Below are 22121 nucleotides of genomic sequence, written 5' to 3'. Positions count from 1 at the left end.
GGGGGGAGTTGTCGGGATACGACGGCGGGATGGACCGTGGCGACAGGACGAACCTGGTCGCTTGTCGTTCCGCAGGCTCCATCCGGGCTACGGCACCTACTGCTTCGCGGGGGCCTGCGGCTGCGACGGCGGCACGGTCTCGATCAGCTTGCCCGAGAACACCGGGGCGGAGGTCGGCCGGCCGTCGGGCGAGCCGCCTGATTGCTCGACGGTGACGGCGTAGGTCGCGCCGTTGACGACCTCGGCATCATAGGCGGCGAGCAGCGGACGCGCGGTGAAATCGCTGGAGCCGATCACGCCGAGCGAGCGCGGGCGCGGCAGCTTGTCGGAGATCAGCCAGAGCTCGAAGCTCTTGCCGGGCTCCGGCGTCGCGCCGACCTTGCGCACCGTGAAGTTCTTGGTCGCACCGTCGACGGTGAGAATGAAGGCGGGGCCGCCGGCCTGGCCCTGCAATAGCGCGACATATTGCGCCGACGCAGTGAGCGGCGCGCCCGGCGTCTTCACTTCCACGGTCTGGATGCGCGGCGCGGGACGCAAGACGCCCGGCAGCGCATCGGGCAGGAAGATCTGAAGCGACAGGGTGACGAGCAACGCCGCGGCGAGCGCGCCGGCGACGGATGCGATGGAGCGCCAGCGCTTCACGCGGCCCTCGAGGCGGATCACGTTGCCATCGTCGACGACGGTCGCCTGCGGCGCGCGGACCAATGCGAGATCCGGCGCATGGACTTGCGGGATGAATTGCGGCGCGACGTCGGCAAGCGCGTCGGATTCGGGGCGCGGAATTTCCGGCGGCGCGGCTTCGGCAGGCGGCACCGCCGGGGCCTGAGCGGCCTCGATCGCAGGCTCCGCCCTCTCCGAAGCGGGCAGCTCCAGTGCAGGCGGAGGCGGCGGCGAAGTCTCCGCAAGCGCCGGCGGCTGCTGTGCCGGCGCCGTGCGCGCGATCTCGGACCTGATGTTCTCCCATACGATCGGACGCGGCTCGACCGAGCCGACCATCTGGTTGAGGACGCCGAGCCGATAGGACCACGCCTGCACGATCGCGGCGAACGCCTCGTCCACCGCCATCATGGTCTCGACCTGCGCGCGCTCGTCGGCGTCGAGCGTGCCGAGCGCATATTCCGCGGCGAGCGCGATATGGTCCTCCGAATAGGCCATCACATGCAGTCCAGAACCACCCTCACAATGAACACCCTCATAGTCCGAGGCATTCGCGAATATCCAACATGCTGCGCCGCAGCCACGTCTTCACCGTGTTGACCGGGGCTGAGAATTTCTCCGCCAATTGCTCGCGGCTCCAGCCGTTGTAATAGGCAAGAAGCACGAGCCGCTGACGGTCCGGCTCGAGCCGGCCGACGCATTCCAAGAGCCGCTTCAGCTCTTCGGTCATCTCCCGGCGCGCCAGCGGGTCGGGGCTGTCGGCCGCGACCTCCATCGCCTGAGGCTCTTCCTCGATGGAGACCTCGGACTTCTTGCGCACGATGTCGATCGCACGGTTGCGCGCAATCGAGGCCATCCACGTGATCGGCGACGACAGCGCCGGATCGAACCGGCCGGCGCTGTTCCAGATCTTGACGTAGGTCTCCTGAATGACCTCCTCTGCGAGATCCTGTCGGCGCAAGATACGGAGCACGACGCCAAAGAGTTTCGCGCGCGTGGCGGCGTAAAGGCGCTCGAACGCGGCCTGATCGCCCTTCGCCACCGCCTCGATCAACCCGACCAGCTCTGCTGGCGTCAGCATTCAGCCCCCCGACACGCGGCCCGTCGCGTTCCGCGAAAGCCCGGGCACCGCACCACCATAGCGCGCGACAAAGCCGACCACCAAGGGGCGCGGCGCCACGCTGTGGACAGCGCAAGCGAAAACCCGGACCTTGCGGGTCCGGGTTTGGCAAATTCCAGGATGATCTGGCGGATGGTGCCGTTAGGCGACGGCGCCGATGCGGGCGCGCATCAGGCCGATGCTGTCGAGGTCGGCCTGCTCGCGGGCGTTCTCTTCAGCGCGCTCGCGGGCCTGGTCGCGCTCGTCGAGCAGCTCGACCTTCTTCAGCTCCTCGAAGGCCTCGGCCAGCGCGGCCTTGGCTTCGTCGAGCTGGCCCTTGAGCTCGTCGGCCGAGCGGGTCAGGTTCTCGCGGCGCTGGATCGCCGCCTTGGCATAGGTCGGGTAGGCGAAGTGCGAGGGATCGTTGATCCCGGCACGCTCTTGCTCGGTCTGGATCTCGCGCTCGAGATCGACCGACATCCGCTGGAAATCGGCAATCATGGTCTCGATCTGGGTGACCCGGCGGCGCTTCTCGTCGACCTGAAATTTCTTCAGGCGAATGAGGGTATCTCGTGACTTCATCGACTCATACTCCCCAGAAGTCCCCCCGCTGCACGTGGGACGATACCGGTCACCCCACGGGCCCAATGGGGGCCCAGACCGGTTCTGCTACTCTGTGGGATCGGATGATGACCGGACAAAGTTAGCGTTCCGTTTCCAAATTACCGAGGATGTGAGCCAACTGGCGATAGCCGTCCGCCAGTGATGCATTTTCGTCCTTGCGCTGGCGCAGGAAGGCCTCCAGCGGCTCGTGCAGGCGGATCGCCTCGTCAACCTCGGGGCTGGAGCCGGCCCGATAGGCGCCGAGCCGGATCAATTCCTCCATGTCGGCATAGGTCGCCATGACCTGGCGCGCCCGCTGGATGACGGGCCAGAATTCCGGATCGGCCGATTTCGGCATGGTCCGGGAGACGGATTTGAGGATGTTGATCGCGGGGTAGCGGCCGCGCTCGGCGATCGAGCGCTGCATCACGATGTGGCCGTCCAGGATGCCGCGGACGGCGTCCGCGATCGGCTCGTTGTGGTCGTCGCCGTCGACCAGCACCGTGAAGATCGCGGTGATGGCGCCCTCCCCGAGGCCGGGACCGGCGCGCTCGAGCAGCTTCGGCAGCTCGGTGAAGACGGTCGGCGTGTAGCCCTTCGCGGTCGGCGGCTCGCCGGCGGACAGGCCGATCTCGCGCTGGGCCATGGCAAAGCGCGTCACCGAATCCATCAGGCAGAGAACGTCCTGGCCCTCGTCGCGAAAATATTCGGCGACCGCAAGCGTCAGATACGCCGCCTGGCGGCGCATCAGCGCCGGCTCGTCCGAGGTCGCGACCACCACGACGGAGCGTGCGAGGCCCTCCTCGCCGAGGTCGTCCTGCAGGAATTCCTGCACCTCGCGGCCGCGTTCGCCGATCAGCCCGATGACGCTGACCGCGGCATCGACGTTGCGCGCCAGCATCGACAACAGCACCGATTTGCCGACGCCGGAGCCGGCGAAGATGCCCATGCGCTGCCCGCGGCAACAGGTGAGGAAGGTGTTCATCGCGCGCACGCCGAGATCGAGCGGGCTGCCTACCCGCTTGCGCGAATGCGCCGGCGGCGGCGTGTTGCGGAACGGCATCGGGGACGCGCCTTGCGGCAGCGGGCCCTTGCCGTCGATTGGCTCGCCCAGCGCGTTGACGACGCGGCCGAGCCAGGCGGACGAGGGTCGCACCAGATTGGCGGCGTTGGCGATCACGGCCTTGCAGCCGCGGCGCACGCCATCGAGGCCGGCGAACGGCATCACGACAGCATTGTTGCCGGAGAAGCCGATGACCTCGCAGGGAATGGAACGGTTGGCGCCGGTCTCGATCACCAGCCGCGCGCCGACCGACATCGCGTGGATGGGACCGGCCACCTCGACCATCAGGCCGCGCACGCCGACCACACGGCCATAGATATTGATGCCGTCGATATCGCCGATCTGTTCGGCAAGCGCCTTCATAGCGGGGCCTTCATTAAGGGGCGCACCTTCGTAATCCCCGGGGTCGCCATGCGCGATCCCGGGACTTCACGGTGAAAACCTTAAGTTTCGCCATATTTCTGAACGGCGCTTAACTTCGTGTTTACCCGCATCATTAATCATTGCGTCACTGTCTTTGAGACTGAGCGTGACTCCCCTTCAGAAGAAGGCCGAGTCGCGGGAGTCGGTTAGGCCCGTCTCTTAAAGTGGAACTTGAACGGAGCTGGGTGACGAAAGCTGCTTCTCACGCAAGACCTTAGGGCGATTCGATAAAAATTGCACCCGGGGGACTTGCGTTCCAGAATCAGGATTTGTTAACCATCTGTTGTCAGGATCCGAATCAGTTGTTCAAAGGCGTTTTGTTGAGTGCCGCGAATGCGGCCGACCTGACGCCCAGGAGCGGCGACTATGGGGAACTGGCATGCGCGTTTTGCTGATTGAAGATGACAGCGCCGTCGCGCAGTCGATCGAGCTGATGTTGAAGTCTGAGAGCTTCAACGTCTACACGACCGATTTGGGGGAAGAAGGCGTCGATCTCGGTAAATTATACGATTACGACATTATCCTTCTCGACCTCAACCTGCCCGACATGTCCGGCTACGACGTGCTCAAGCAGCTTCGGGTCTCCAAGATCAAGACACCGATCCTGATCCTCTCCGGCCTCGCCGGCATCGAGGACAAGGTCAAGGGTCTCGGCGTCGGCGCCGACGACTACATGACCAAGCCCTTCCACAAGGACGAGCTGGTGGCCCGCATCCACGCGATAGTGCGCCGCTCCAAGGGCCATGCCCAGTCGGTCATCCAGACCGGCGACCTCGTCGTCAACCTCGACACCAAGACGGTGGAAGTCGGCGGCCAGCGCGTGCATCTGACCGGCAAGGAATATCAGATGCTGGAGCTGCTCTCGCTCCGCAAGGGCACGACCCTCACCAAGGAAATGTTCCTCAACCACCTCTATGGCGGCATGGACGAGCCCGAGCTGAAGATCATCGACGTCTTCATCTGCAAGCTCCGCAAGAAGCTCGCCAACGCCTCCGAAGGCCGCAATTTCATCGAGACCGTGTGGGGCCGCGGCTACGTGCTGCGCGAGCCGCACGAGCACGAAGAGCGCATTCCCGCCTGATCTCCTTTCGTTTACGTCGCGAGCCCGACAGGGCTCGCTCCTCCCAGCCTGGACCCCGCCGCAAATGGCGGGGTTTTGTTTTTTGGGGCATCGCCTCATCTCTGGCTTAACATTTGAACCGCTATGCTTCCCCCGCCGACGAATGGTCGCTGCACGATGGGGGAATGATGATCCTGCAATCACTGGCCGGCCTGCCCGCCTTCCTGGTCTATTTCTGCACCGGGCTGATCGCGATCGTGGCGTATCTGTTCGTCTACACCCGCATCACCGCGCATAACGAGTTCCAGCTGATCCGCGACAACGAGCCGGCCGCAGCGATCGCGCTCGGCCTTAGCCTCCTCGGCTTCGTGGCGCCGCTGGTCAGCGCCATCGCGCATTCGGCCAATGTGCTGGACTGCCTGATCTGGGCCATGATCGCGCTGATCGTGCAGGTCATCGTGTTCTTTCTCGTACGCGTGCCGGTGCCGAACCTGTCCGAACGGATTGCCGCCGGCGAGCTTGCGCCGGCAATCTGGCTCGGCCTGTCCTCGCTCGCGGCCGGCCTGCTCAACGCCGCCAGCATGATCTATTGAGATGGTCGACAAACCCTCCAAAAAGGACTTCGGCAAGCGCCGGCCACGCCTGCCACAGCCATTGCCGCTGCCGACCAAGCCGCCGGTGAAGCGCTCCGGCCATGTCGCGCTGTTGGTGATGGGCACGCTCGCGGTCGGCACCACCGCCTACACGATGATGCCGCGGCAGACCTGCGAGCCGACGCCCGGCGCCGTGCCGGGACAGACCACCACGACCTGCACCAGCAGCAGTTCATCGGGCAGCGGCAGCAGTTCGCACTCGTCGCGATCGAGCTTCTTCAGCAGCGACTCGTCGAGCCATTCCTCGTCGGGGACGTCGTCCGATTCCGGCCACAGCAGCGTCAGCCGCGGCGGCTTCGGCTCGTTCGGCCACGGTTTTTCGGGCGGCGGCTAGCGCATGATCCGGAAAAGTGGCCACCGGTTTTCCGACAAGATCATGCGCAGGAAATAATATGCAGCGCATCACCTGCCTGGAGCGCGACGACTGGCGAGAGACCGCTGCGCAATGCGGCTTCGTCTTCCACACCATCGACGGCGAACGCTATTGGGACGAGCGTGCCTATTACGGCTTCACGCTGGACGAGATCGAGCGCGGCATCGAGACGCCGACCGGCGAGATCGACGCGATGTGCCTGGAGCTTGCCGGCCGTGTCATCGGCGAGGAACGCTATTTGCGGCGCCTGCAGATTCCGGAAGCGTTCTGGAGCCTGATCGCCGAGAGCTGGAAGCGCGACGACCGCAGCCTCTACGGCCGCCTCGACCTGAAATACGACGGCAAGGGGCCGGCGAAGCTGCTCGAATACAACGCGGATACGCCGACCTCGATCTTCGAGGCCGCGGTGTTTCAATGGACCTGGCTCGAACAGGCGATCGAGCGCCGCATCGTCCCGGTGCGGGCCGATCAGTTCAACTCCATCCATGAACGCCTGATCGAGGCATGGAAGACGATCGCCGCGGGCCGTCACCTGCACCTCGCCGGCGCAATTGAAAATGCCGAGGACGCCGGCACGCTCGCTTATCTCGAAGACACGGCACGGCAGGCCGGACTCTCGACCACGCTGCTCGACATCGGGCAGGTCGGCTGGCGCGACGAGGGCGGCGGCTTCGTCGATCTCGACGATGCCGACATCGCGCTCGCCTTCAAGCTCTACCCCTGGGAATGGATGTTCCAGGACGCGTTCGGCGCCAAGCTGAAGGGCGCAGCGACGCGCTGGATCGAACCGCCATGGAAGGCGGTGCTCTCCAACAAGGGCATCCTGCCGTTGCTCTGGGAGATGTTTCCGAACCATCCCAACCTGCTGCCGGCCTTCTTCGAGGACGACGCGCGGGCCGCGGAGCTCGGAACGTCCTATGTCCGCAAGCCGCTGCTGTCGCGCGAAGGCGCCAATGTCACGCTGGTCTCGGGCGGCACGCCGCTCGACGAGCAGGCGGGCCCTTATGGCGCTGAAGGCTTCATACGGCAGGCGCTGTCGCCGCTGCCGAATTTTTCCGGCAACTACGTGGTTGTTGGAAGCTGGCTGGTGAACCACGAGCCGTGCGGCCTGTCGATCCGCGAAGACGAGAGCCCGATCACGGGCAACGGCTCTCGGTTCCTGCCGCATGCGATCTTGTAGGAAGAGCTATCTCATGAAAGTGCCCCCGAAGCAGATGGCGGCGGTGATTGCACTGCCTGGCGCGAAACGCTTCGAGCATTTCATCAAAGTTGTTGCAGATCAGCAGCTCGTGTGGGGTCTGCACCGGGACGGATGGGCTCTTGCAGCGACGGATGATGGAAAGACCGTGTTCCCGCTATGGCCCGCAAAGGAATACGCCGACGTGTGCGCCTCAGGCGAGTGGAGTGGGTATGTACCTCGCTCGATATCCTTGAGCGACCTCCTCGAGGTACTCCTACCGAAGTTGCAGATAGATGGTGTCTTGCCAGGCGTCTTCTTCACGCCTGCGAGCAAGGGCGTTACGCCATCGGCAGAAGAAGTGAAGTCCGCCCTCGAGACCGAACTGCAAAAATACTGATGCACGGCCTATGCCTCTCCCCGCAAGCGGGGCGAGGCAAGAGAGCTCACCTCGCCGCGGCGACCTTCAGCGACGGCGGCATCAACCCGCCCATGGGGCAGCCGGAGCGTGCGGGGTTGAGCTGGTAGAGACCGCGACGCTCGGTGATGGGACGGAACGCATCGGTGATGCCGACGACGGATTCGGCGGCCCCGAGCAGCAGCGTGCCGTCGGCTTCCAGGCCCTTCGCCATCCGCTCGAAGATCACGGCCTTGGTGTCCTGGTCGAAATAGATCAGGACGTTGCGGCAGAAGATCACGTCGAACGTGCCGAGATGGGAGAAGTCCTGCAGCAGATTGAGCTGGCGGAACTGGACCATCGCGCGAATGTCGGCGTTGAGCTGCCACAGCTCGCCGGTTTGCGTGAAATACTTCATCAGGTGCTGGATCGGCAGGCCGCGCTGCACCTCGAACTGGCTGTAGATTCCGGCCTTCGACTTCTCCAGCACCTCCTGCGACAGGTCGGTCGCGACGATCTCGATGCGCCAGCCGGCGAGGGCCGCGCCCATCTCCTTGATACACATCGCGATCGAATAGGGCTCCTGCCCCGTCGACGACGCCGCCGACCAGATGCGCAAGGATTTGCGCGCCGCGCGGGCCCGGATCAGTCCCGGCAGGATGGTCTCGCGCAGATGATCGAACGGAATCTTGTCGCGGTAGAAGAAGGTCTCGTTGGTGGTCATGGCTTCGACCACGTCGGTGGCAAGCCGGCCGTCACCGTTCCTGATCTTCAGCACGAGATCGGGAATGCCGGGAAGGTTGGCCTTGCGCGCCAGCGGCAACAGCCGGCTCTCGACCAGATATTGCTTGTCGGGCGACAGATCGAGGCCGGAGCGCTCTTTCAGGAACTTGCGCAGATAGTCGTAATCGACCGGCGTCACGAGCGGTCTCCCGCGAACAGGCGGTTGACCTTGGCGCCGATCTGGTTGAGCGGCAGGACCGCCGCGCAGATGCCGGCATTGGCCGCCGCGCCCGGCATGCCCCAGACCACGCTGGAGGCTTCGTCCTGCGCGATCACGCTGCCGCCGGCGGCTACGATGTCCTTGCCGCCGCGCATGCCGTCCGAGCCCATGCCCGTCAGGATCACGGAGAGGATGCTGCCGTGCCAGATGTCGATGGCGGAGGTGAAGAGCGGATCGACCGCCGGCTTGCAGAAATTGACGGCGGGGCCGTCGTCGAGCGCGATCACGGTGTCCACGCCGCTGCGCGCGACGCGCATGTGCTTGCCGCCGGGCGCGAGATAGATCCGTCCCGGCTTCACCGGCTCGCCGTCGACCGCCTCGGCCGCCGGCTTGCGGCTCGAACGCGCCAGATGCTCGGCAAGGATGGTCGTGAAGGTCGGCGGCATGTGCTGGGTGATCAGCACGGGGACGCGGTCGATCACGGGGCCGAGCTCGGTGACCAGCGCCATCAGCGCCTGCGGACCGCCGGTCGAGGAGCCGATCAGCAGCACCTTGGGGGCCTGATTGGAGAACGGGCGCAGGCTCAGCGCCCCTGACGATGCAGCCGGCGCGGCGGAAGCCGATGCGGGCGCGACCGGCCGTGCAATCGGACTGCGCAGGGCCGGAGCCGGGCTCGCAGGCACGAGCGGCGGACTTGCAACCGCGGGCTTGCGGCGCAGCCGCGCGCCGAGATGACGGATCTTCTGGATCAGGTCGTGATGAAAGATGTCCGCGGCCGACGCCTCGCGCGTCGATTCCGGCTTCGGAATGTAATCAGCCGCGCCGAGCGACAGCGCCTTGAAGCTGATCTCCGCGTTGCGGCGGGTCAGCGTCGAGGCCATGATGATGACGAGATCGCGCTTCTTCGCCAGGAGTTGCGGCAGCGCCGAGATGCCGTCGAGCTCGGGCATTTCGATGTCGAGCACGGCAACGTCGGGATTGATGCGTTCGAGCTGGTTGACCGCCTCGAGCCCGGTGCGCAGCGAGGCTGCGACTTCCATGTCGTGCTCGGCGCCGACCCAGCGCGAGATCAGACCGCGGATGACGACGGAGTCGTCGACGATCATCACCCGCAGCGGCCCCGCTTCGCGCGAGCCGGTCGTGGTCGAATTACCTGCGAACGCAACACTCATTACTCACCAACTCAGACTGAAAGGAGACAGTTGAAAACAGGCGCCGGAGGATCCGTTCGGCCTCCGGCCGATCGCTTAGATAAGGCCGACTTCCTGGAATTTCGCCGTCACGATGTCCTTGTCGAACGGCTTCATGATGTACTCGTTGGCGCCGGCATGCAGCGCGCGCGCGATATGCGCGACGTCGTTCTCGGTGGTGCAGAACACCACCTTGGGCTGGTCGCCGCCGGGCATGCGCCTGAGATGGCCGAGGAACTCGTAACCATCCATCACGGGCATGTTCCAGTCGAGCAGCACCGCATCGGGCAAGCCGCGCTTGCAGGCCTCCAGCGCCTTCTCACCGTCCTCGGCTTCGAGAATCTGGAAGTCGAGGCCCTCCAGGATGCGGCGCGCAACTTTGCGGATGACGCTGGAATCATCAACGACGAGACAAGTGCGCATGTGAACCTCTGCTTCCTCCCCCTTTTGCGGGGGCACTTCCAATTACCAGCACGTCGGCGGCGAGGCCGTGCTATCAGGCCGCCATCATCTCGGGCGCGAGCTCGAGGACGCGATCGACATCGAGGACGACCATGAGCTGACCGTCGAGGCGGTGGACGCCGCCGGCGAGCTTGGCCATGCGGGGATCGAGGTTGACGGGGTTCTCTTCCATGCCGGCCTCGGGCAGGCGCAGCACCTCGCCGATCTGGTCGATCAAGAGGCCATAGGATTCGCCGCGCAGGTCGACGCCGACCGCCATCGGCACCTTGCCGTCCTCAGGCTGCGGCAGGCCGAGACGGGCGCGCATGTCGACCACGGTGACGATGCGGCCGCGCAGGTTCAGCACGCCCGCGATCTCGCGCGAGGACAGCGGCACGCGGGTGACGCGCTCCGGCATGAACACGTCCTGGACGCGGGAGATCGGCAGGCCGAACAGCTGGCCGCCGATCATCGCGGTGACGTATTCGACCATGGCGCCTTCGGCGGACTGGGTTTTGTTGGTGGCCATAAGCGTATCTCCTGATCCCGTTGGTTACGCCGCTGCCCGGCTCAGCTCGGAGGCGCCGGCGGCGCCCGCGGTCTGCTCCTTCAGCGCCGCGATCAGACCGGGACGGTCGAACTTGGCGACATAGTCGTGGAAGCCGGCCTGACGGCCGCGCTCGATCGCCGCCGGCGACACCAGCGCGGAGAGGCCGATGATCGGCATCGAGCCGAGATTGTTGTCCGAGCGGATCACCTCGGCGAACTCGAACCCGTTCATGTCGGGCATCTCGATGTCGGTCAGCACCACGTCGAAGCTCTGCGCGCGCAGGGCAGCCAGGCCCTCCTGCGCGGTCGGCGCGGTGCGGACGCGGTAGCCGGCGGCTTTCAGGACCGGGGCCAGCATGTTGCGGAAGAACGCAGAGTCGTCGACCAAGAGCACCGACTGCGAGTGCAGCGACGGCTTCATCTCCTTGCGGGTGAACCAGTCGGAGAACGCCATGGGCAGGAAGTGGCCGACGTCGATCACCTCGGTGGCCTGGCCCTTGATCACGGCCGAGCCGAGGATGCCGGAGGAGGAGCCGCCGACCTCGATGTTGAGGCGTTCCTCGACGATGTCGATGATCTCGTCGACGACGAGGCCCATGGAGCGGCCGTCGTCGGCGAACACCAGGATCGGCTGGGCGCCCTGGCTCGCAATGGTGACGCCGTCCATGGCGACGAGCGGCATCAGCTGCTCGCGGTACTGCACCATGTAGCGGCCGTTACTGAACTCGATCTTGTCGGCGGGCAGCTCTTCGAGGCGCGTGACGAGCCCGAGCGGGACCGCCTTGGGCTGCGCCGAGCCGGCGCGGAAGACGAGGAGCGAGGTGGTCTGCTCGCCCGAGCCGATGTGGTGCGCGCCGTTCTCGTCGCCCATGTCATGGGCCGAGGAGCCGGCGGCGCCGAGCGCCTTGGCAATGCCGTTGGGGTCGATGATCATGATCACAGCGCCATCGCCCAGGATGGTGTTGCCGGAGAACATGTCGATGTGACGCAGTTTTGTCGACATCGGCTTGACCACGATTTCTTCGGTGTGGAACACGCCGTCGACCACGATGCCGAAAGTCTGGCTGCCGACCTGGGTGACCACGATGAAGCCGTTCTCGGGATCGGAGGCCGCGCCGTCGTCGATCTTCAGGAGCTTCTTCAGGTGGATCAGCGGCAGGAGCTTGTTGCGCAGACGAAGGACCGCGGTGTCCTTGATGCGCTCGATGCGGTGCTCGGAGTTGGCGCGGGCACGGACCAGCTCGACCACCGAGAGCTGCGGGATCGCGAAGCGGTCGCCGGCGGCTTCCACGATCAGGGCGGAGACGATCGCCAGCGTCAGCGGGATCTTGATGGTGACGGAAGAACCTTCACCGGCCACCGACTTGATGTCGATGGTGCCGCCGATCTGGTCGATATTGGTACGCACCACGTCCATGCCGACGCCGCGGCCGGAGACCGAGGTGATGGCGGCCGCGGTCGAGAAGCCCGGCGCGAAGATGAACTTGTGGATCTGGGCTTCGCTCATCTTCTCGAGCTCGGCCTCGGTGACGAGGCCTGAGGAGATCGCCTTGGCCTTGATCTTCTCGGTGTTGAGGCCGCGGCCGTTGTCGGCGATGCAGATGATGATGTGGCCGCCCTCGTGATAGGCGGACAGGCGGATGGTGCCCTGCTCGCCCTTGCCGCTGGCGAGGCGCTCGGCGGGGGTCTCCAGGCCATGATCGGCGGAGTTGCGCACCATGTGGGTGAGCGGGTCCTTGATCAGGTCGAGCACCTGGCGGTCGAGCTCGGTGTCGGCGCCATGCATCTCGAGTTCGATCTGCTTGCCGAGTTCGCTCGAGAGGTCGCGGACGATGCGCGGCAGCTTCTGCCAGGCATTGCCGATCGGCTGCATGCGCGTCTTCATGACGCCCTCCTGCAGCTCGGCGGTGACGTTGGACAGGCGCTGCAGCGGCACCTTGAACTCGGTGTCCTCGTTGCGGCGGGATATCTCCAGAAGCTGGTTGCGGGTCAGGACCAGCTCGGAGACCATGGTCATCAAATGCTCCAGCGTATCCACGTTGACGCGGATCGACTGGTTGGCGATGCGGTCGCCTTCGGAGGCGCCCTCGTCGGCCATCGACTTCTTCGGGGCGGCCTTCTCCTTGGCGGGCTTGGCCGCTTCCTTCGCAGCGGGTGCAGGAGCCGGGGCTTCAGCGGCCGGCGCCGGCGCAGCCTCGACCTTGGCAACGGGCGCGGGCGCTTCGATCGCGGTCTCGCGGAAGGCGCGCTCAAGCTCGTCGAGCGAGACTTCGCCGGGGCGCAGCGGACGCTCCAGGGTCTGGTCGATCAGCGTGCCCATGGTCAGGTCCTTGGCGGGCGCGGCAGCAGCAACAGGTGCCTCCGGCGCCAGCGGCGGGGCCTCGGTGACAGGAGCAGCAGCACCCGCCGCCATTGCGGCCATACCCTGCTCGACCATCGCTTCCAGCTTGTCGATGAGATCGCGGTCGTTCCCCTCGGGCTCGGCCTCGGTCGCCTCCAGGCCTGCCAAAATCTCCTTGATGCGGTCGATCGAGGACAGGATCACCGTGACCGCCTGGCCCGTCACCGGCATGCCGTCGCGGAATTTGCCCATCAAGGTCTCGCCGGCATGCGCCAGCGCTTCGAGCCGGGGCAGTCCGAGGAAGCCGCACGTGCCCTTGATGGTGTGGACCAGGCGGAAGATGTTATCCAGGATCTTGGCGTTGTTCGGCTCCTGCTCGAACTTCACCAATTGATTGTCCACGGTGTCCAGGCTCTCGCTGGTCTCCGTCAGAAACTCCCGCAACAGATCATCCATGAAAACAGGCCTTCATACAGCGAGGGCGCGCACGAGGCGTGGTGCGCCATTTCGGAATGAGGCCAGCTTCACCGCAAAGCGTTTAATATTGGTTGAGTATGTGCAAAAGAACGGAACCAACAAAGAGATAAGGCGCTCCGGACAAGCCGAAGCGCCTTGTAAAGATTCGATTAAGAGGCCGGACGCGACGCGTCGTTTACGAAGCGGTAACGGTGATGGCTTCGCCTTCCGGCGCAAGCTTCACGGTGAGCCCGCAGGCCTGGGCCAGCAGACGCGTATAATAAGGCTGGATCGCGTGCGCATCCGCGGCGGGGCCGCGCTCGCCGCTCAGCAGCTCGGAGATGTTCTGCGGCAGGCGCGCATTGTGGCCGGTCGCGGTGATGCGAAAGCTCATCGTCTCGCCCTCGCCGATCGGGTCGATCGTCAGCATGCCGCCGCGCGGGATCGTGTGCTGGGCGACGACCAGCATGTTGAGCAGCAGCTTGACGCGGTTCTTCGGCAGGAGGAGCCGCGGCAGATTCCAGGTGATCGAGCACTTGCCGTCCTCGATGTGGCCTTTCGCCATGGTCTGGGCATCGCCGAGATCGATCTGCGCGCCGGAGGAGCCGGCCGCGCCGAAGGCGAGACGGCAGAACTGCAGCCGGGCGGAGGCGGTCTTGGCGCTCTTGCGGATCAGGTCGAGCGCGAACTCGCGGTCTTCGGGCTTGGGATCGTCGTCGAGCACTTCGAGGCCGTTGACGATGGCGCCGACAGGGCTGATGAGATCGTGGCAGACCCGCGAGCACAACAGCGCGGCGAGTTCGAGCATATCGGGAGCAGTTGCGGTCGCGGGCGACGAGGCGTCAGACATATAAAGGGGTCCTGGAGGGTTCCTGGAATTGCACGGCGCTGGACGCCGCGAATCACGCATGCTTGACGGATGCTGCGGGTTCTAACATTCGCCAGCCCGCGGCAGCTAGCTTGCGATCACGTCCGGGCGGTCATAAGCCCAATCGAATCGTTCGGGGGCGAATCAGTCGAGAAGGAACGAATTGCCGATGATTGAGGCATCCAGGTGAAGCGGATCATCGACAGCGCGGCCGCATCCGGCCTGATGGAGCCGCTGACGGCCCTGGTGGTGAAGGCGGGCGAGGCGATCCTTGCCGTCAACCGCGCGGCGATGCGGGTCGACGGCAAGCAGGACGGCTCGCCGGTAACCGAGGCCGACCTTGCCGCCGACCGCATCATCGCGGAGGGCCTGGCGCAGCTCGCAGGCGACGTGCCGACGCTCTCGGAAGAGCGGACCGAGCTCGCTTCTGCGCCGTTCGAGGGCAGCTTCTTCCTGATCGATCCGCTCGACGGCACCAAGGAGTTCGTCGCCGGCCGCGACGAGTTCACCGTCAACCTCGCCCTCGTGACATCGGGCGCGCCGCTGCTGGGCATCGTCAGTGCGCCCGCGCTCGGGGTGCTCTGGCGCGGCATCGTCGGCCGCGGCGCCGAGCGCGTGAGGTTTGACGGTGCGACCATCGGCGCGGCCGAGCCGATCCGCACCCGCAAGCTGCCGGCGCGGGGCGAGCCCTGGGTTGCAGCAGTGAGCCGCTCGCATGGCGATCCCAGGAGTGAGGCGTTCATCGACGACAGGCCCAATGCCGTGAGAAAGACCTGCGGCTCGGCCGTGAAATTCGGCCGGATCGCCGAGGGCAGCGCCGACATCTACCCCCGCTTCGGGCCGACCTGTGAATGGGATGTCGGGGCCGGTTCCGCGGTCGTGACCGCGGCCGGCGGCAGGGTGACCGACAGCAAGGGCGGCGAGCTCCGCTTCGGCCAGCGGCCGGCCAGTGGCTTCATCATCCCGGAGTTCATCGCCTGGGGCGATCCGCAGGCGGCGGAACTCTGAGGTAAGCCGCTACTGACCGAGCTGCTCCAGAAGCGCCGGCCAGCGCTTGCCCACCTCATAGAGGAACCGTTCGGGGTCGGCGGCGAAGGCGTCACGATTGGCTTCCCGGCTGAACAAATAAAGCCGCTGCGCCGCGATCACGAAGAAACGGGGATTGCCGGCGACGGTGACGCCGCGGGCGATATCGGCGGGATCGTAGCCGCCGAACTGCGGCCCATAGACCTCGGGATGCGCCAGGAAGGAGGCCCGGTTGCCCTCGTTTCGGAAGCGCCAGACCGCGCCCCAGAGGTTCGCCTCGAATTCCGCCGTCCCCTGCACCGCCTCGCCATCGACGAAATAGGCAACGGGGTCGAAGCCCTGGATGGCGACGCCGGTGAAGCGGTTGACGACGACCCGCTCGGTGGTGGCAGCCTCGGTCGGCAACCCCGAGCCCGTGATCCATATGCCCGCCAGCAGGCCGACGAGGAGGCGGATCAAGGCAATTCCGGGGCGCAAAGGGCTATCTTCCTGCCGTTGTGCCGTCATAGTTGCTGCGGATAACATCCGAGTCGAGGGGACATCCGGCGCAACCTAGAGCCATGCCTGTTGGCGTCAGGTTAAGGAAGCGACCGGATTCGGTACCAGGGGTTCTTTCATGACTTTCGCATCACGCCTTGCTGCGCTCGCGCTTGCCGCGATGGTCGGCTGGATCGTGCCGGCTTCAGCGCAGACCGCGCCGCCGCCGGACCTGCCGCCGCCGCAGCGGACCCCAACGCCCAACACCTACGGGCCGGACGAGCTCGTCGGTGCCGGACACCGCTTCTTCGGCAACGTCTCGCGCGGGCTTGCCTCCATCATCGAGAAGGCGATCAGCCAATGGGGCCTGCCCAACGGCTACATCCTGGGTGAGGAAGGTTCCGGCGCGTTCGTTGCCGGCCTGCGTTACGGCGAAGGCACGCTCTACACCAAGAACGCCGGCGATCTCAGAGTCTACTGGCAGGGCCCCTCGCTCGGCTTCGACTGGGGCGGCGACGGCGCGCGCACCATGACGCTGGTTTACAATTTGCCCGCCACCAACGCGATCTACCAGCGCTTCGCCGGCCTCGACGGCTCGGCCTACATCATCGGCGGCTTCGGCATGACGGCGCTCACCGCCAACAACATCGTGCTGGTGCCGATCCGCTCGGGCTTGGGCTTACGGCTGGGCGCCAATATCGGCTATCTCAAATACACGCCGCGCGCGACCTGGAACCCGTTCTAGGTCTCCTCCTCCCATCCTGTTAGGGATCAAGGTTAACGACAGGCCGGGGCTGGCTTTTTGCCGGCCCGCCATGGCATGGTCGTTGGTGAATTTTTCCTTAAGCTTGGGAGTTCTGCCCCATGGTCGAACCGATCATGTACCTGGCGATCGGTTTCCTGCTCTCGATGCTGTGCGGGCTCGCCATCGTGCCGCTGGTGCATAACCGCGCCGTGCGCCTGACCACGCGCCGGCTCGAAGCCGCAACGCCGCTGTCGATGGCGGAGATCCAGGCCGACAAGGACCAGCTCCGCGCCGAATTCGCCATGTCGGCGCGGCGGCTCGAGATGAGCGTCGACCAGCTCAAGAACAAGACCACGAGCCAGCTCGCCGAGCTCGGCAAGAAGAGCGACGCCATCAACCGCATGAAGATCGAGCTCGGCGAGAAGAACGCCACGATCTTCGCACTCGAGGCGCGCGAGAAGGCGGTGAAGGAGCAGCTCCGCGCCACCGAAGAGGAATTCAACGCCAAGACCCAAGCGTTGCGCGAAGCCGAGATCGCGCTGACCGACAAGCAGGCCGAGCTCGCCAAGATCAACTCCGAACTGTCCGACCGCTCGATGATGGCGGAGAGCCGCCAGGTCGAGCTGGTCGCCGTGCGCGCGCAGATCGAGGAATTGAAGAATCGCGTCGGCGATGCCGAGAAGGAGTTCGCGGCGACGCAGGCGCGGCTCGCGCAGGAGCGTCTGGAATCGGAGACCGCCTCGCGCGAGCTCGGCGATGCCCGCGGCCGGGTCGAGAATCTGAGCCAGCGCGTCACCGAGCTCGATCGCCAGCTGCTGGTGCAGGTCAAGGAAGCCGAGATGCTGTCAGGCCGCGTCGCCGACCTCGAAGGACGCCTCGCGACGCAGGGCAAGCTGCTTGCCGAGCGCGACTATGAGAACAACCAGCTCCGCCAGGCCAATGAGGCCAATGAGCGCACCGTCAAGGAGCTGCGCGTCGAGATCGCGGGCCTCAGCGGCGGCAAATCGTCGGCGGCTGCGGAGGCGCTGCGCGCGGAAAAGACCGCGCTGGAAGAGCAGCTTCGCACCGCGCGCGACGAGCGCGCAAAACTGCAGCGCGACCTCAACGCGATCCAGCAGCAGGCCGAGAGCTCATGGGCGACCGAGCGCATGGAGAATGCGCTGTTGCGCGAGCGCATCAACGACATTGCCGCCGAGGTGGCCAAGCTCGCGATGCAGCTCGAAGGTCCGAACTCGCCGATCGAGGCGCTGCTGGCGGCCGAGGCCGGCCAGCCGCCGAAGCCGGCGCCGCGCCCGGCCAACGACGCCGCCACCAACGGCACGCCGAGCCTGCCCGAAGGCGGCGGAACGCTGGCCGAGCGGATCCGGGCGCTGCAGGCCCACGCCTCCCGCGCCCGCCAGCAGGGCGCGTAAGCGGCCCGAAACCGCCCTTTCCGCCGCGCATGGCGCGGTTGCCGCAAGCTTTTCCGGCTTCGAGCCACCTGGAAACTTGACACCTCAAGCCCGCACTTCTAAATCGCGGGCTCCGATGCGCCGGCCGGCCGACAAGGTCCGGCCGTTGGCATGATGGTCCCGGGCGCATAGCTCAGCGGGAGAGCGTTCCCTTCACACGGGAGAGGTCCAAGGTTCGATCCCTTGTGCGCCCACCATCCATTGTCCTGCTTGATCTGCCAATTGCCGACGATCTCGCCCGACGGCTGTCGGCGACCGCCCGAACAAGAATCTCGAAAACAACCCCATGCACAGTAGCCGACGTCAGTCGGATCAAGGGGTTACGGCTTTGCCGAAGTCATCGGAATCAGGGCCGGCCCATCATTGACGCGCGGCCTAATCCTCGGCCGGTTCGCTCCTCCGTCGGCGCAATCGTCGCGCGACGACTTCGCCCAGGGGACGGTCCGGCGATTTGCGAAAGGCGCTGAGCTTCTTGATCCGGCCTTTGCGCAAGACATCCGACTGCGCTTCGTCGGCGACTTCGTCCCGAACATCGCCCTGCGCAGGGATCAAGGCCTGGCGCACTGCCCGGCGCTCGTCCCGGTGCGAGAGCTGCTTGCTGCGCGGAATGTTCTTCCGGCTGCTTTTCTGATTCTCTCCATAGGTATTGCGCCGGTCGTGCTCATAGCTCAAGCGCTTCTTGTCCTGTGGAGTTTTGACCTTGCTCAAACATGCCTCCAGATTGACCTGCCGCTGCGGGCGTTTCGCGGAACGCAGCTCAAGACTAAGTGTTGAGCGCGGTGACCTTGGGTCGATCGCCCAAGGATCGGAAGAGAAAAGCGGCACCAGAGAGCGCGTGCCGAGACATTCGCAAGGAGCAGCCCATGGCGACCATCTTCATCACCGGCAGCACGGATGGGCTCGGCCGGGCGGCGGCTCAATCGCTGCTTGATCAGGGACACCGCGTGGTGCTGCACGCGCGCTCGGCCGATCGTGCCAAAGCGCTCGGCGAGGTGAGGTCACGAGCCCAGGGGATCGTGGTCGGCGATCTCAAGAGCGCGGCCGAGACCAAGGACATCGCCGACCAGGTCAACGCGATCGGGCGCATGGACGCGATCATCCACAACGCCGGCGTCTACACGCGGCCCGGCCGCGGCACAACGCCGGAAGGCCATGCCGAGACGTTCGCCATCAACACGCTTGCACCGTACATGCTCACCGCGCTGATCGAGCGGCCCGGCCGGATGGTGTATCTCAGCAGCGGATTGCACAGGGGTGGCGAGGGCTCGCTCGACGATCTCGACTGGACCAGGCGTCCCTGGGATGCCGCCAAGGCCTACGCCGAGAGCAAGCTGCACGCCGTCGCGCTGGCCTTCGCGCTGGCGCGGCGCTGGCCCAACGTCCTCTGCAACGCCGTCGATCCCGGATGGGTGCGCACCAGGATGGGCGGCGCGGGCGCGCCTGTCGATATCGACACCGGGCAACGGACGCAAACCTGGCTGGCCGCGAGCGAGGAGCCCGCCGCCCTGGTGACGGGGCGCTACCGGCATCACCTCGCGCAGGAGCAGCCGGCGCGTGAAGCGACCGATCCGACATTTCAGGAGGCGCTCATCGGTCAATTGAGCAAGCTGACGGGCGTTGCGCTGCCGGAGGCGTAAGGGCCGATGACGAAGTTTCACGCCGCCCGCTGTGGCCACCAGGCCGCGTAAAGACCGACCAACGTTCCGATGGCGACCAGGGCTGCCGCGAGCAGCACCTGCAATTCGCCGTCATCGGTGGGGCCGACGGACGACACGAGCCTGGTCACGATGACGAACAGGATGCCGACGGCGGCCGCTGCACCCACGCAGAGATAAGCGAGCTCTCGCGTCAGATTGCGGCCGAGCAGTCCGAGCGCCGTGAAATACATGGCGCAGGCGTTGGGATGCACGAACAAGGCAATACGCGCGTAAGGGCCGTAGGCGTCGAACAGAGACTCGCATCGGCGCAAGGCCGCCTTCGAGGCAACACGCTGCAGGAACGGCCTGAAGAAACGCGCCTGTCCGTAGCTGAGAACGGCGCCGAGGATGATGGCGAGCCACGCCACGGTGAAGACGGAGCCATCCACCGCCTTCGGATTGAGCGCCACCGACATCAGGATCAGGGCGGTGCCGGGAAAATAGCCGAAATACGGGAACACCGCTTCCAGCAGCACGCAGACGAACATGAAGGCCGGAAACCACGATGAACCGGTCGCGCCCTGAACGATCGCGTTCAGGTCGAACAGGCTCGTCCTGTAGAGAACGAGGTACATGCACATGGCAAGTCCCGCCAGCGCGTAGAACGGCAGCGCTCCCGACAGAAATCGTTTCATTCAACCATCAAGGTTTGTTCGGCGGAGACGACGGCCTCGCGCTGCTGCGGATCATGCTTTAGGCGAATGGGATTGCTCCTGTCGATAGCGCCCTTTGCCACGCGATTCTCGATGCGGCCCTGCGCCTTGCTACGCGATCGACAGGATCTCGATCTCCTGCGCGCCCGTCCCGACGACATCGCCGACCGCCTTGCCCATCAGCGACTTCGCGACCGGCGCGACGAACGAGATCGTCCCCGCCTTCGGGTCGGCTTCGTCCTCGCCGACGATGCGATAGGTCTGCACGCGGCCGTCAGCGCGGCTGAATGTTACCGTGCTGCCGAAGGCGACGACATCATTTGAGGCCGGATCGGGAACGAGCTGCGCGGTGCGCAAGCGCTCCGTCAGATAGCGGGCGTCGCGCAAGGGCACGGCCGATTGCCGGCGCTTCTCGTTGACGTCCTCGATGGCTTGCGCGGCTTCATAGGCCTTGCGGGCCTCTGCAAGCTGCGTTTGCAGCGCCTGCAGGCCGGCTTCCGTCACGAGGTTGGGATGCGGCGAGATCGGGCGATCCGGCAACAACGTCTCGGACGCGGTCTCGGCGCTTTCTTCCTTGGTAAAGGCGACGCTCAATGCAGGAATCCTGTCGAACTGTTCCGGTTGGCGACGCCAGGCGCCGCCGCTTGTCCCGGATTATATCTCAAGTTCGACGAAACGACGGAGCTTGAAGACAATATCCGGCAGGGCCTGGCGGAACCGCGTTGCGTTCTGGAAATTGGTCGAGAACGGCGCGAAGGTGATCATCGCGTTCCAATGCCGGTAGCCATAGACCGTGACCGAGACGCCGGTTGCCGGAAAATCCTCCAGCTTGCGCAGCTCGCCCAGCACGAGATCGGCAATCGCTTCGGCCGGCAGCAGCTGTTTGCCGTCCCGCGTCGTGACAATCTTTGCGGGCTGCTCGACCGGCTCCGCGGTGGCCGGTGCAGCGTCGGACGCATCCTCCTGCTCTTGCCTGATCGGCGCTGTCTCGGCGGTCGGCGCCGAAACCGCATCCGCTCCATTCGAGGGCACTGTCGGCGGCCCCTCGGTGAGCGGCGGCGGTGCAACATTCTCTGCGCGCTTGTTGCCACCGAGGATGCTGCTGATCATGGCCACGAGGCCAGCATCCTTCACGTCGTCACTCATCATTCCCCCCACGCTTCGGCCTACTCTAGCATTGCGCTGGCAGACCGCCATCGGGGATCTCTGGCCGGACTCCGTCCGGCAGAGACGGTTCGTCGCAGGCGTTGGACGGAGGGCGCTTCGAGAGCCCGCTCCTCGAAAGCAGCAGCGGCGCGAAGCGGGGCGTCCCGCGCCGCCATGCGATCCGTCACTGCTTATCGAACGGAATATATTGCTGGTACTGCTTGGGCACGGAGCTGCGATAGCGCGCGGGCACGGTGCCGGTGTCGACGGAGTGATCGATTTCCTGCTGCCGCGTCATCTTCTTCTTCGCCGGTTTCTTCGAGGCACTCTTCTTGGAGTCGGTCGGCTGACTGGAACTGTCGGTGGTCGCAGCCGGCACCGCCGTCGTTGCCGGCGCGGTGGTTGTCGCCGCAGGCGCAGCGGTTCCGCCGGCAGCGGGCGCCGTCTGGGCCAGCGCGAGCGGTGTTTGCATGATGAACGCCAGCGCCGCTGTCGCGGCCAGCAAGTATGACTTTTGCATCAGAACCTCCAAAATTGCCTGATCCGAACGAGGCCAACCTAGGCCCGCGGCATCGACGCGTGCAAGTCTGTCGACATTAGGTCCGATCCCACGCGAGAACTGTGGCCGAGATC

At 65.5% G+C, this 22121-nt stretch carries 25 protein-coding genes and 1 tRNA gene; 10 read left to right on the top strand and 16 right to left on the bottom strand.

The annotated features are described in order from the left end of the window. Window positions 1-96: 96 nt before the first annotated feature. The 4 genes from XH83_RS07035 to fliI form a co-directional block, all read right to left on the bottom strand. The gene (locus XH83_RS07035; protein ID WP_194406296.1) at window positions 97-1155 is read right to left on the bottom strand and encodes an anti-sigma factor domain-containing protein; all 1059 of its coding nucleotides are present in this window, start codon (window positions 1153-1155) and stop codon (window positions 97-99) included. Window positions 1156-1192: 37 nt separating this feature from the next. Then, the gene (locus XH83_RS07030; protein WP_194406295.1) at window positions 1193-1738 is read right to left on the bottom strand and encodes a sigma-70 family RNA polymerase sigma factor; all 546 of its coding nucleotides are present in this window, start codon (window positions 1736-1738) and stop codon (window positions 1193-1195) included. A 180-nt stretch (window positions 1739-1918) separates the two neighbouring features. Further along, the gene (gene fliJ, locus XH83_RS07025; protein WP_011084990.1) at window positions 1919-2338 is read right to left on the bottom strand and encodes a flagellar export protein FliJ; all 420 of its coding nucleotides are present in this window, start codon (window positions 2336-2338) and stop codon (window positions 1919-1921) included. Between the two features lie 121 nt (window positions 2339-2459). Then, window positions 2460-3785, bottom strand: a complete 1326-nt coding sequence (gene fliI / locus XH83_RS07020; RefSeq protein ID WP_194406294.1) for a flagellar protein export ATPase FliI — start codon at window positions 3783-3785, stop codon at window positions 2460-2462. A 439-nt stretch (window positions 3786-4224) separates the two neighbouring features. On the opposite strand from fliI, the gene ctrA reads away from it, so the two are divergent. The 5 genes from ctrA to XH83_RS06995 all read left to right on the top strand — a co-directional run bounded on the left by ctrA (window position 4225) and on the right by XH83_RS06995 (window position 7508). Beyond that, window positions 4225-4926 (top strand): response regulator transcription factor CtrA, encoded by a 702-nt coding sequence (ctrA, locus tag XH83_RS07015; protein WP_008138878.1) that lies wholly within the window; start codon window positions 4225-4227, stop codon window positions 4924-4926. A 167-nt stretch (window positions 4927-5093) separates the two neighbouring features. Then, the gene (locus XH83_RS07010; RefSeq protein ID WP_194408189.1) at window positions 5094-5498 is read left to right on the top strand and encodes a DUF350 domain-containing protein; all 405 of its coding nucleotides are present in this window, start codon (window positions 5094-5096) and stop codon (window positions 5496-5498) included. A 1-nt stretch (window position 5499) separates the two neighbouring features. Continuing rightward, window positions 5500-5892, top strand: coding sequence for a hypothetical protein (locus XH83_RS07005; RefSeq protein ID WP_194406293.1), 393 nt, complete (start codon window positions 5500-5502; stop codon window positions 5890-5892). 58 nt (window positions 5893-5950) lie between these two features. Beyond that, window positions 5951-7111 (top strand): glutathionylspermidine synthase family protein, encoded by a 1161-nt coding sequence (locus XH83_RS07000; protein ID WP_194406292.1) that lies wholly within the window; start codon window positions 5951-5953, stop codon window positions 7109-7111. A 13-nt stretch (window positions 7112-7124) separates the two neighbouring features. Beyond that, window positions 7125-7508, top strand: a complete 384-nt coding sequence (locus XH83_RS06995; protein ID WP_194406291.1) for a DUF2750 domain-containing protein — start codon at window positions 7125-7127, stop codon at window positions 7506-7508. Window positions 7509-7554: 46 nt separating this feature from the next. Here the strand turns inward: XH83_RS06995 and XH83_RS06990 are convergent, their stop codons facing one another. The 6 genes from XH83_RS06990 to chpT form a co-directional block, all read right to left on the bottom strand. Then, the gene (locus XH83_RS06990; protein ID WP_194406290.1) at window positions 7555-8427 is read right to left on the bottom strand and encodes a protein-glutamate O-methyltransferase CheR; all 873 of its coding nucleotides are present in this window, start codon (window positions 8425-8427) and stop codon (window positions 7555-7557) included. Beyond that, window positions 8424-9620, bottom strand: coding sequence for a chemotaxis response regulator protein-glutamate methylesterase (locus tag XH83_RS06985; protein ID WP_194406289.1), 1197 nt, complete (start codon window positions 9618-9620; stop codon window positions 8424-8426). The genes XH83_RS06990 and XH83_RS06985 overlap by 4 nt, the downstream gene beginning before the upstream one ends. Before the next feature lie 75 nt (window positions 9621-9695). Continuing rightward, window positions 9696-10061: a PleD family two-component system response regulator gene (locus tag XH83_RS06980; RefSeq protein ID WP_007600538.1), complete on the bottom strand. Its 366-nt coding sequence runs from the start codon at window positions 10059-10061 to the stop codon at window positions 9696-9698. Window positions 10062-10134: 73 nt separating this feature from the next. After that, the gene (locus XH83_RS06975; protein WP_194406288.1) at window positions 10135-10608 is read right to left on the bottom strand and encodes a chemotaxis protein CheW; all 474 of its coding nucleotides are present in this window, start codon (window positions 10606-10608) and stop codon (window positions 10135-10137) included. Between the two features lie 24 nt (window positions 10609-10632). Next, window positions 10633-13425, bottom strand: a complete 2793-nt coding sequence (locus tag XH83_RS06970; RefSeq protein ID WP_194406287.1) for a hybrid sensor histidine kinase/response regulator — start codon at window positions 13423-13425, stop codon at window positions 10633-10635. Between the two features lie 196 nt (window positions 13426-13621). Further along, window positions 13622-14275, bottom strand: a complete 654-nt coding sequence (gene chpT / locus XH83_RS06965; RefSeq protein WP_028134580.1) for a histidine phosphotransferase ChpT — start codon at window positions 14273-14275, stop codon at window positions 13622-13624. A 204-nt stretch (window positions 14276-14479) separates the two neighbouring features. On the opposite strand from chpT, the gene XH83_RS06960 reads away from it, so the two are divergent. After that, on the top strand, window positions 14480-15301 hold the full coding sequence (locus tag XH83_RS06960; RefSeq protein ID WP_246776423.1) for a 3'(2'),5'-bisphosphate nucleotidase CysQ: 822 nt from the start codon (window positions 14480-14482) through the stop codon (window positions 15299-15301). 9 nt (window positions 15302-15310) lie between these two features. On the opposite strand, the gene XH83_RS06955 is transcribed toward XH83_RS06960, so the two are convergent. Then, window positions 15311-15796 (bottom strand): YHS domain-containing (seleno)protein, encoded by a 486-nt coding sequence (locus XH83_RS06955; protein ID WP_194406286.1) that lies wholly within the window; start codon window positions 15794-15796, stop codon window positions 15311-15313. Between the two features lie 139 nt (window positions 15797-15935). Here XH83_RS06955 and XH83_RS06950 point away from each other — a divergent pair, with 139 nt between their 5' ends. From XH83_RS06950 to XH83_RS06940, 3 genes are all read left to right on the top strand, one after another. Continuing rightward, window positions 15936-16541 (top strand): DUF1134 domain-containing protein, encoded by a 606-nt coding sequence (locus XH83_RS06950; RefSeq protein ID WP_194406285.1) that lies wholly within the window; start codon window positions 15936-15938, stop codon window positions 16539-16541. A gap of 119 nt (window positions 16542-16660) precedes the next feature. Further along, entirely contained in the window at window positions 16661-17953 is a 1293-nt protein-coding gene (locus XH83_RS06945; RefSeq protein ID WP_194406284.1) for a hypothetical protein, read from the top strand. A 161-nt stretch (window positions 17954-18114) separates the two neighbouring features. Then, window positions 18115-18189 (top strand) — tRNA-Val (locus tag XH83_RS06940). A 178-nt stretch (window positions 18190-18367) separates the two neighbouring features. On the opposite strand, the gene XH83_RS06935 is transcribed toward XH83_RS06940, so the two are convergent. Then, window positions 18368-18700 (bottom strand): hypothetical protein, encoded by a 333-nt coding sequence (locus tag XH83_RS06935; RefSeq protein WP_194406283.1) that lies wholly within the window; start codon window positions 18698-18700, stop codon window positions 18368-18370. A gap of 155 nt (window positions 18701-18855) precedes the next feature. On the opposite strand from XH83_RS06935, the gene XH83_RS06930 reads away from it, so the two are divergent. Continuing rightward, window positions 18856-19629: an SDR family NAD(P)-dependent oxidoreductase gene (locus tag XH83_RS06930; protein WP_194406282.1), complete on the top strand. Its 774-nt coding sequence runs from the start codon at window positions 18856-18858 to the stop codon at window positions 19627-19629. Window positions 19630-19646: 17 nt separating this feature from the next. Here the strand turns inward: XH83_RS06930 and XH83_RS06925 are convergent, their stop codons facing one another. The 4 genes from XH83_RS06925 to XH83_RS06910 form a co-directional block, all read right to left on the bottom strand. Further along, a complete protein-coding gene (locus tag XH83_RS06925) occupies window positions 19647-20324 on the bottom strand; it encodes a hypothetical protein (RefSeq protein ID WP_194406281.1) in 678 nt (225 codons plus the stop codon). Window positions 20325-20453: 129 nt separating this feature from the next. Next, window positions 20454-20936 (bottom strand): transcription elongation factor GreA, encoded by a 483-nt coding sequence (gene greA, locus XH83_RS06920; RefSeq protein WP_194406280.1) that lies wholly within the window; start codon window positions 20934-20936, stop codon window positions 20454-20456. Between the two features lie 60 nt (window positions 20937-20996). After that, entirely contained in the window at window positions 20997-21488 is a 492-nt protein-coding gene (locus XH83_RS06915; protein ID WP_194408187.1) for a hypothetical protein, read from the bottom strand. 184 nt (window positions 21489-21672) lie between these two features. Next, complete coding sequence (locus XH83_RS06910) at window positions 21673-22008, bottom strand: hypothetical protein (protein ID WP_194406279.1); 336 nt, start codon at window positions 22006-22008, stop codon at window positions 21673-21675. Between the last annotated feature and the right edge of the window lie 113 nt (window positions 22009-22121).

Source organism: Bradyrhizobium sp. CCBAU 53351, assembly GCF_015291745.1.
GTDB lineage: Bacteria > Pseudomonadota > Alphaproteobacteria > Rhizobiales > Xanthobacteraceae > Bradyrhizobium.
This window is presented reverse-complemented; position numbering and strand designations above follow the sequence as displayed.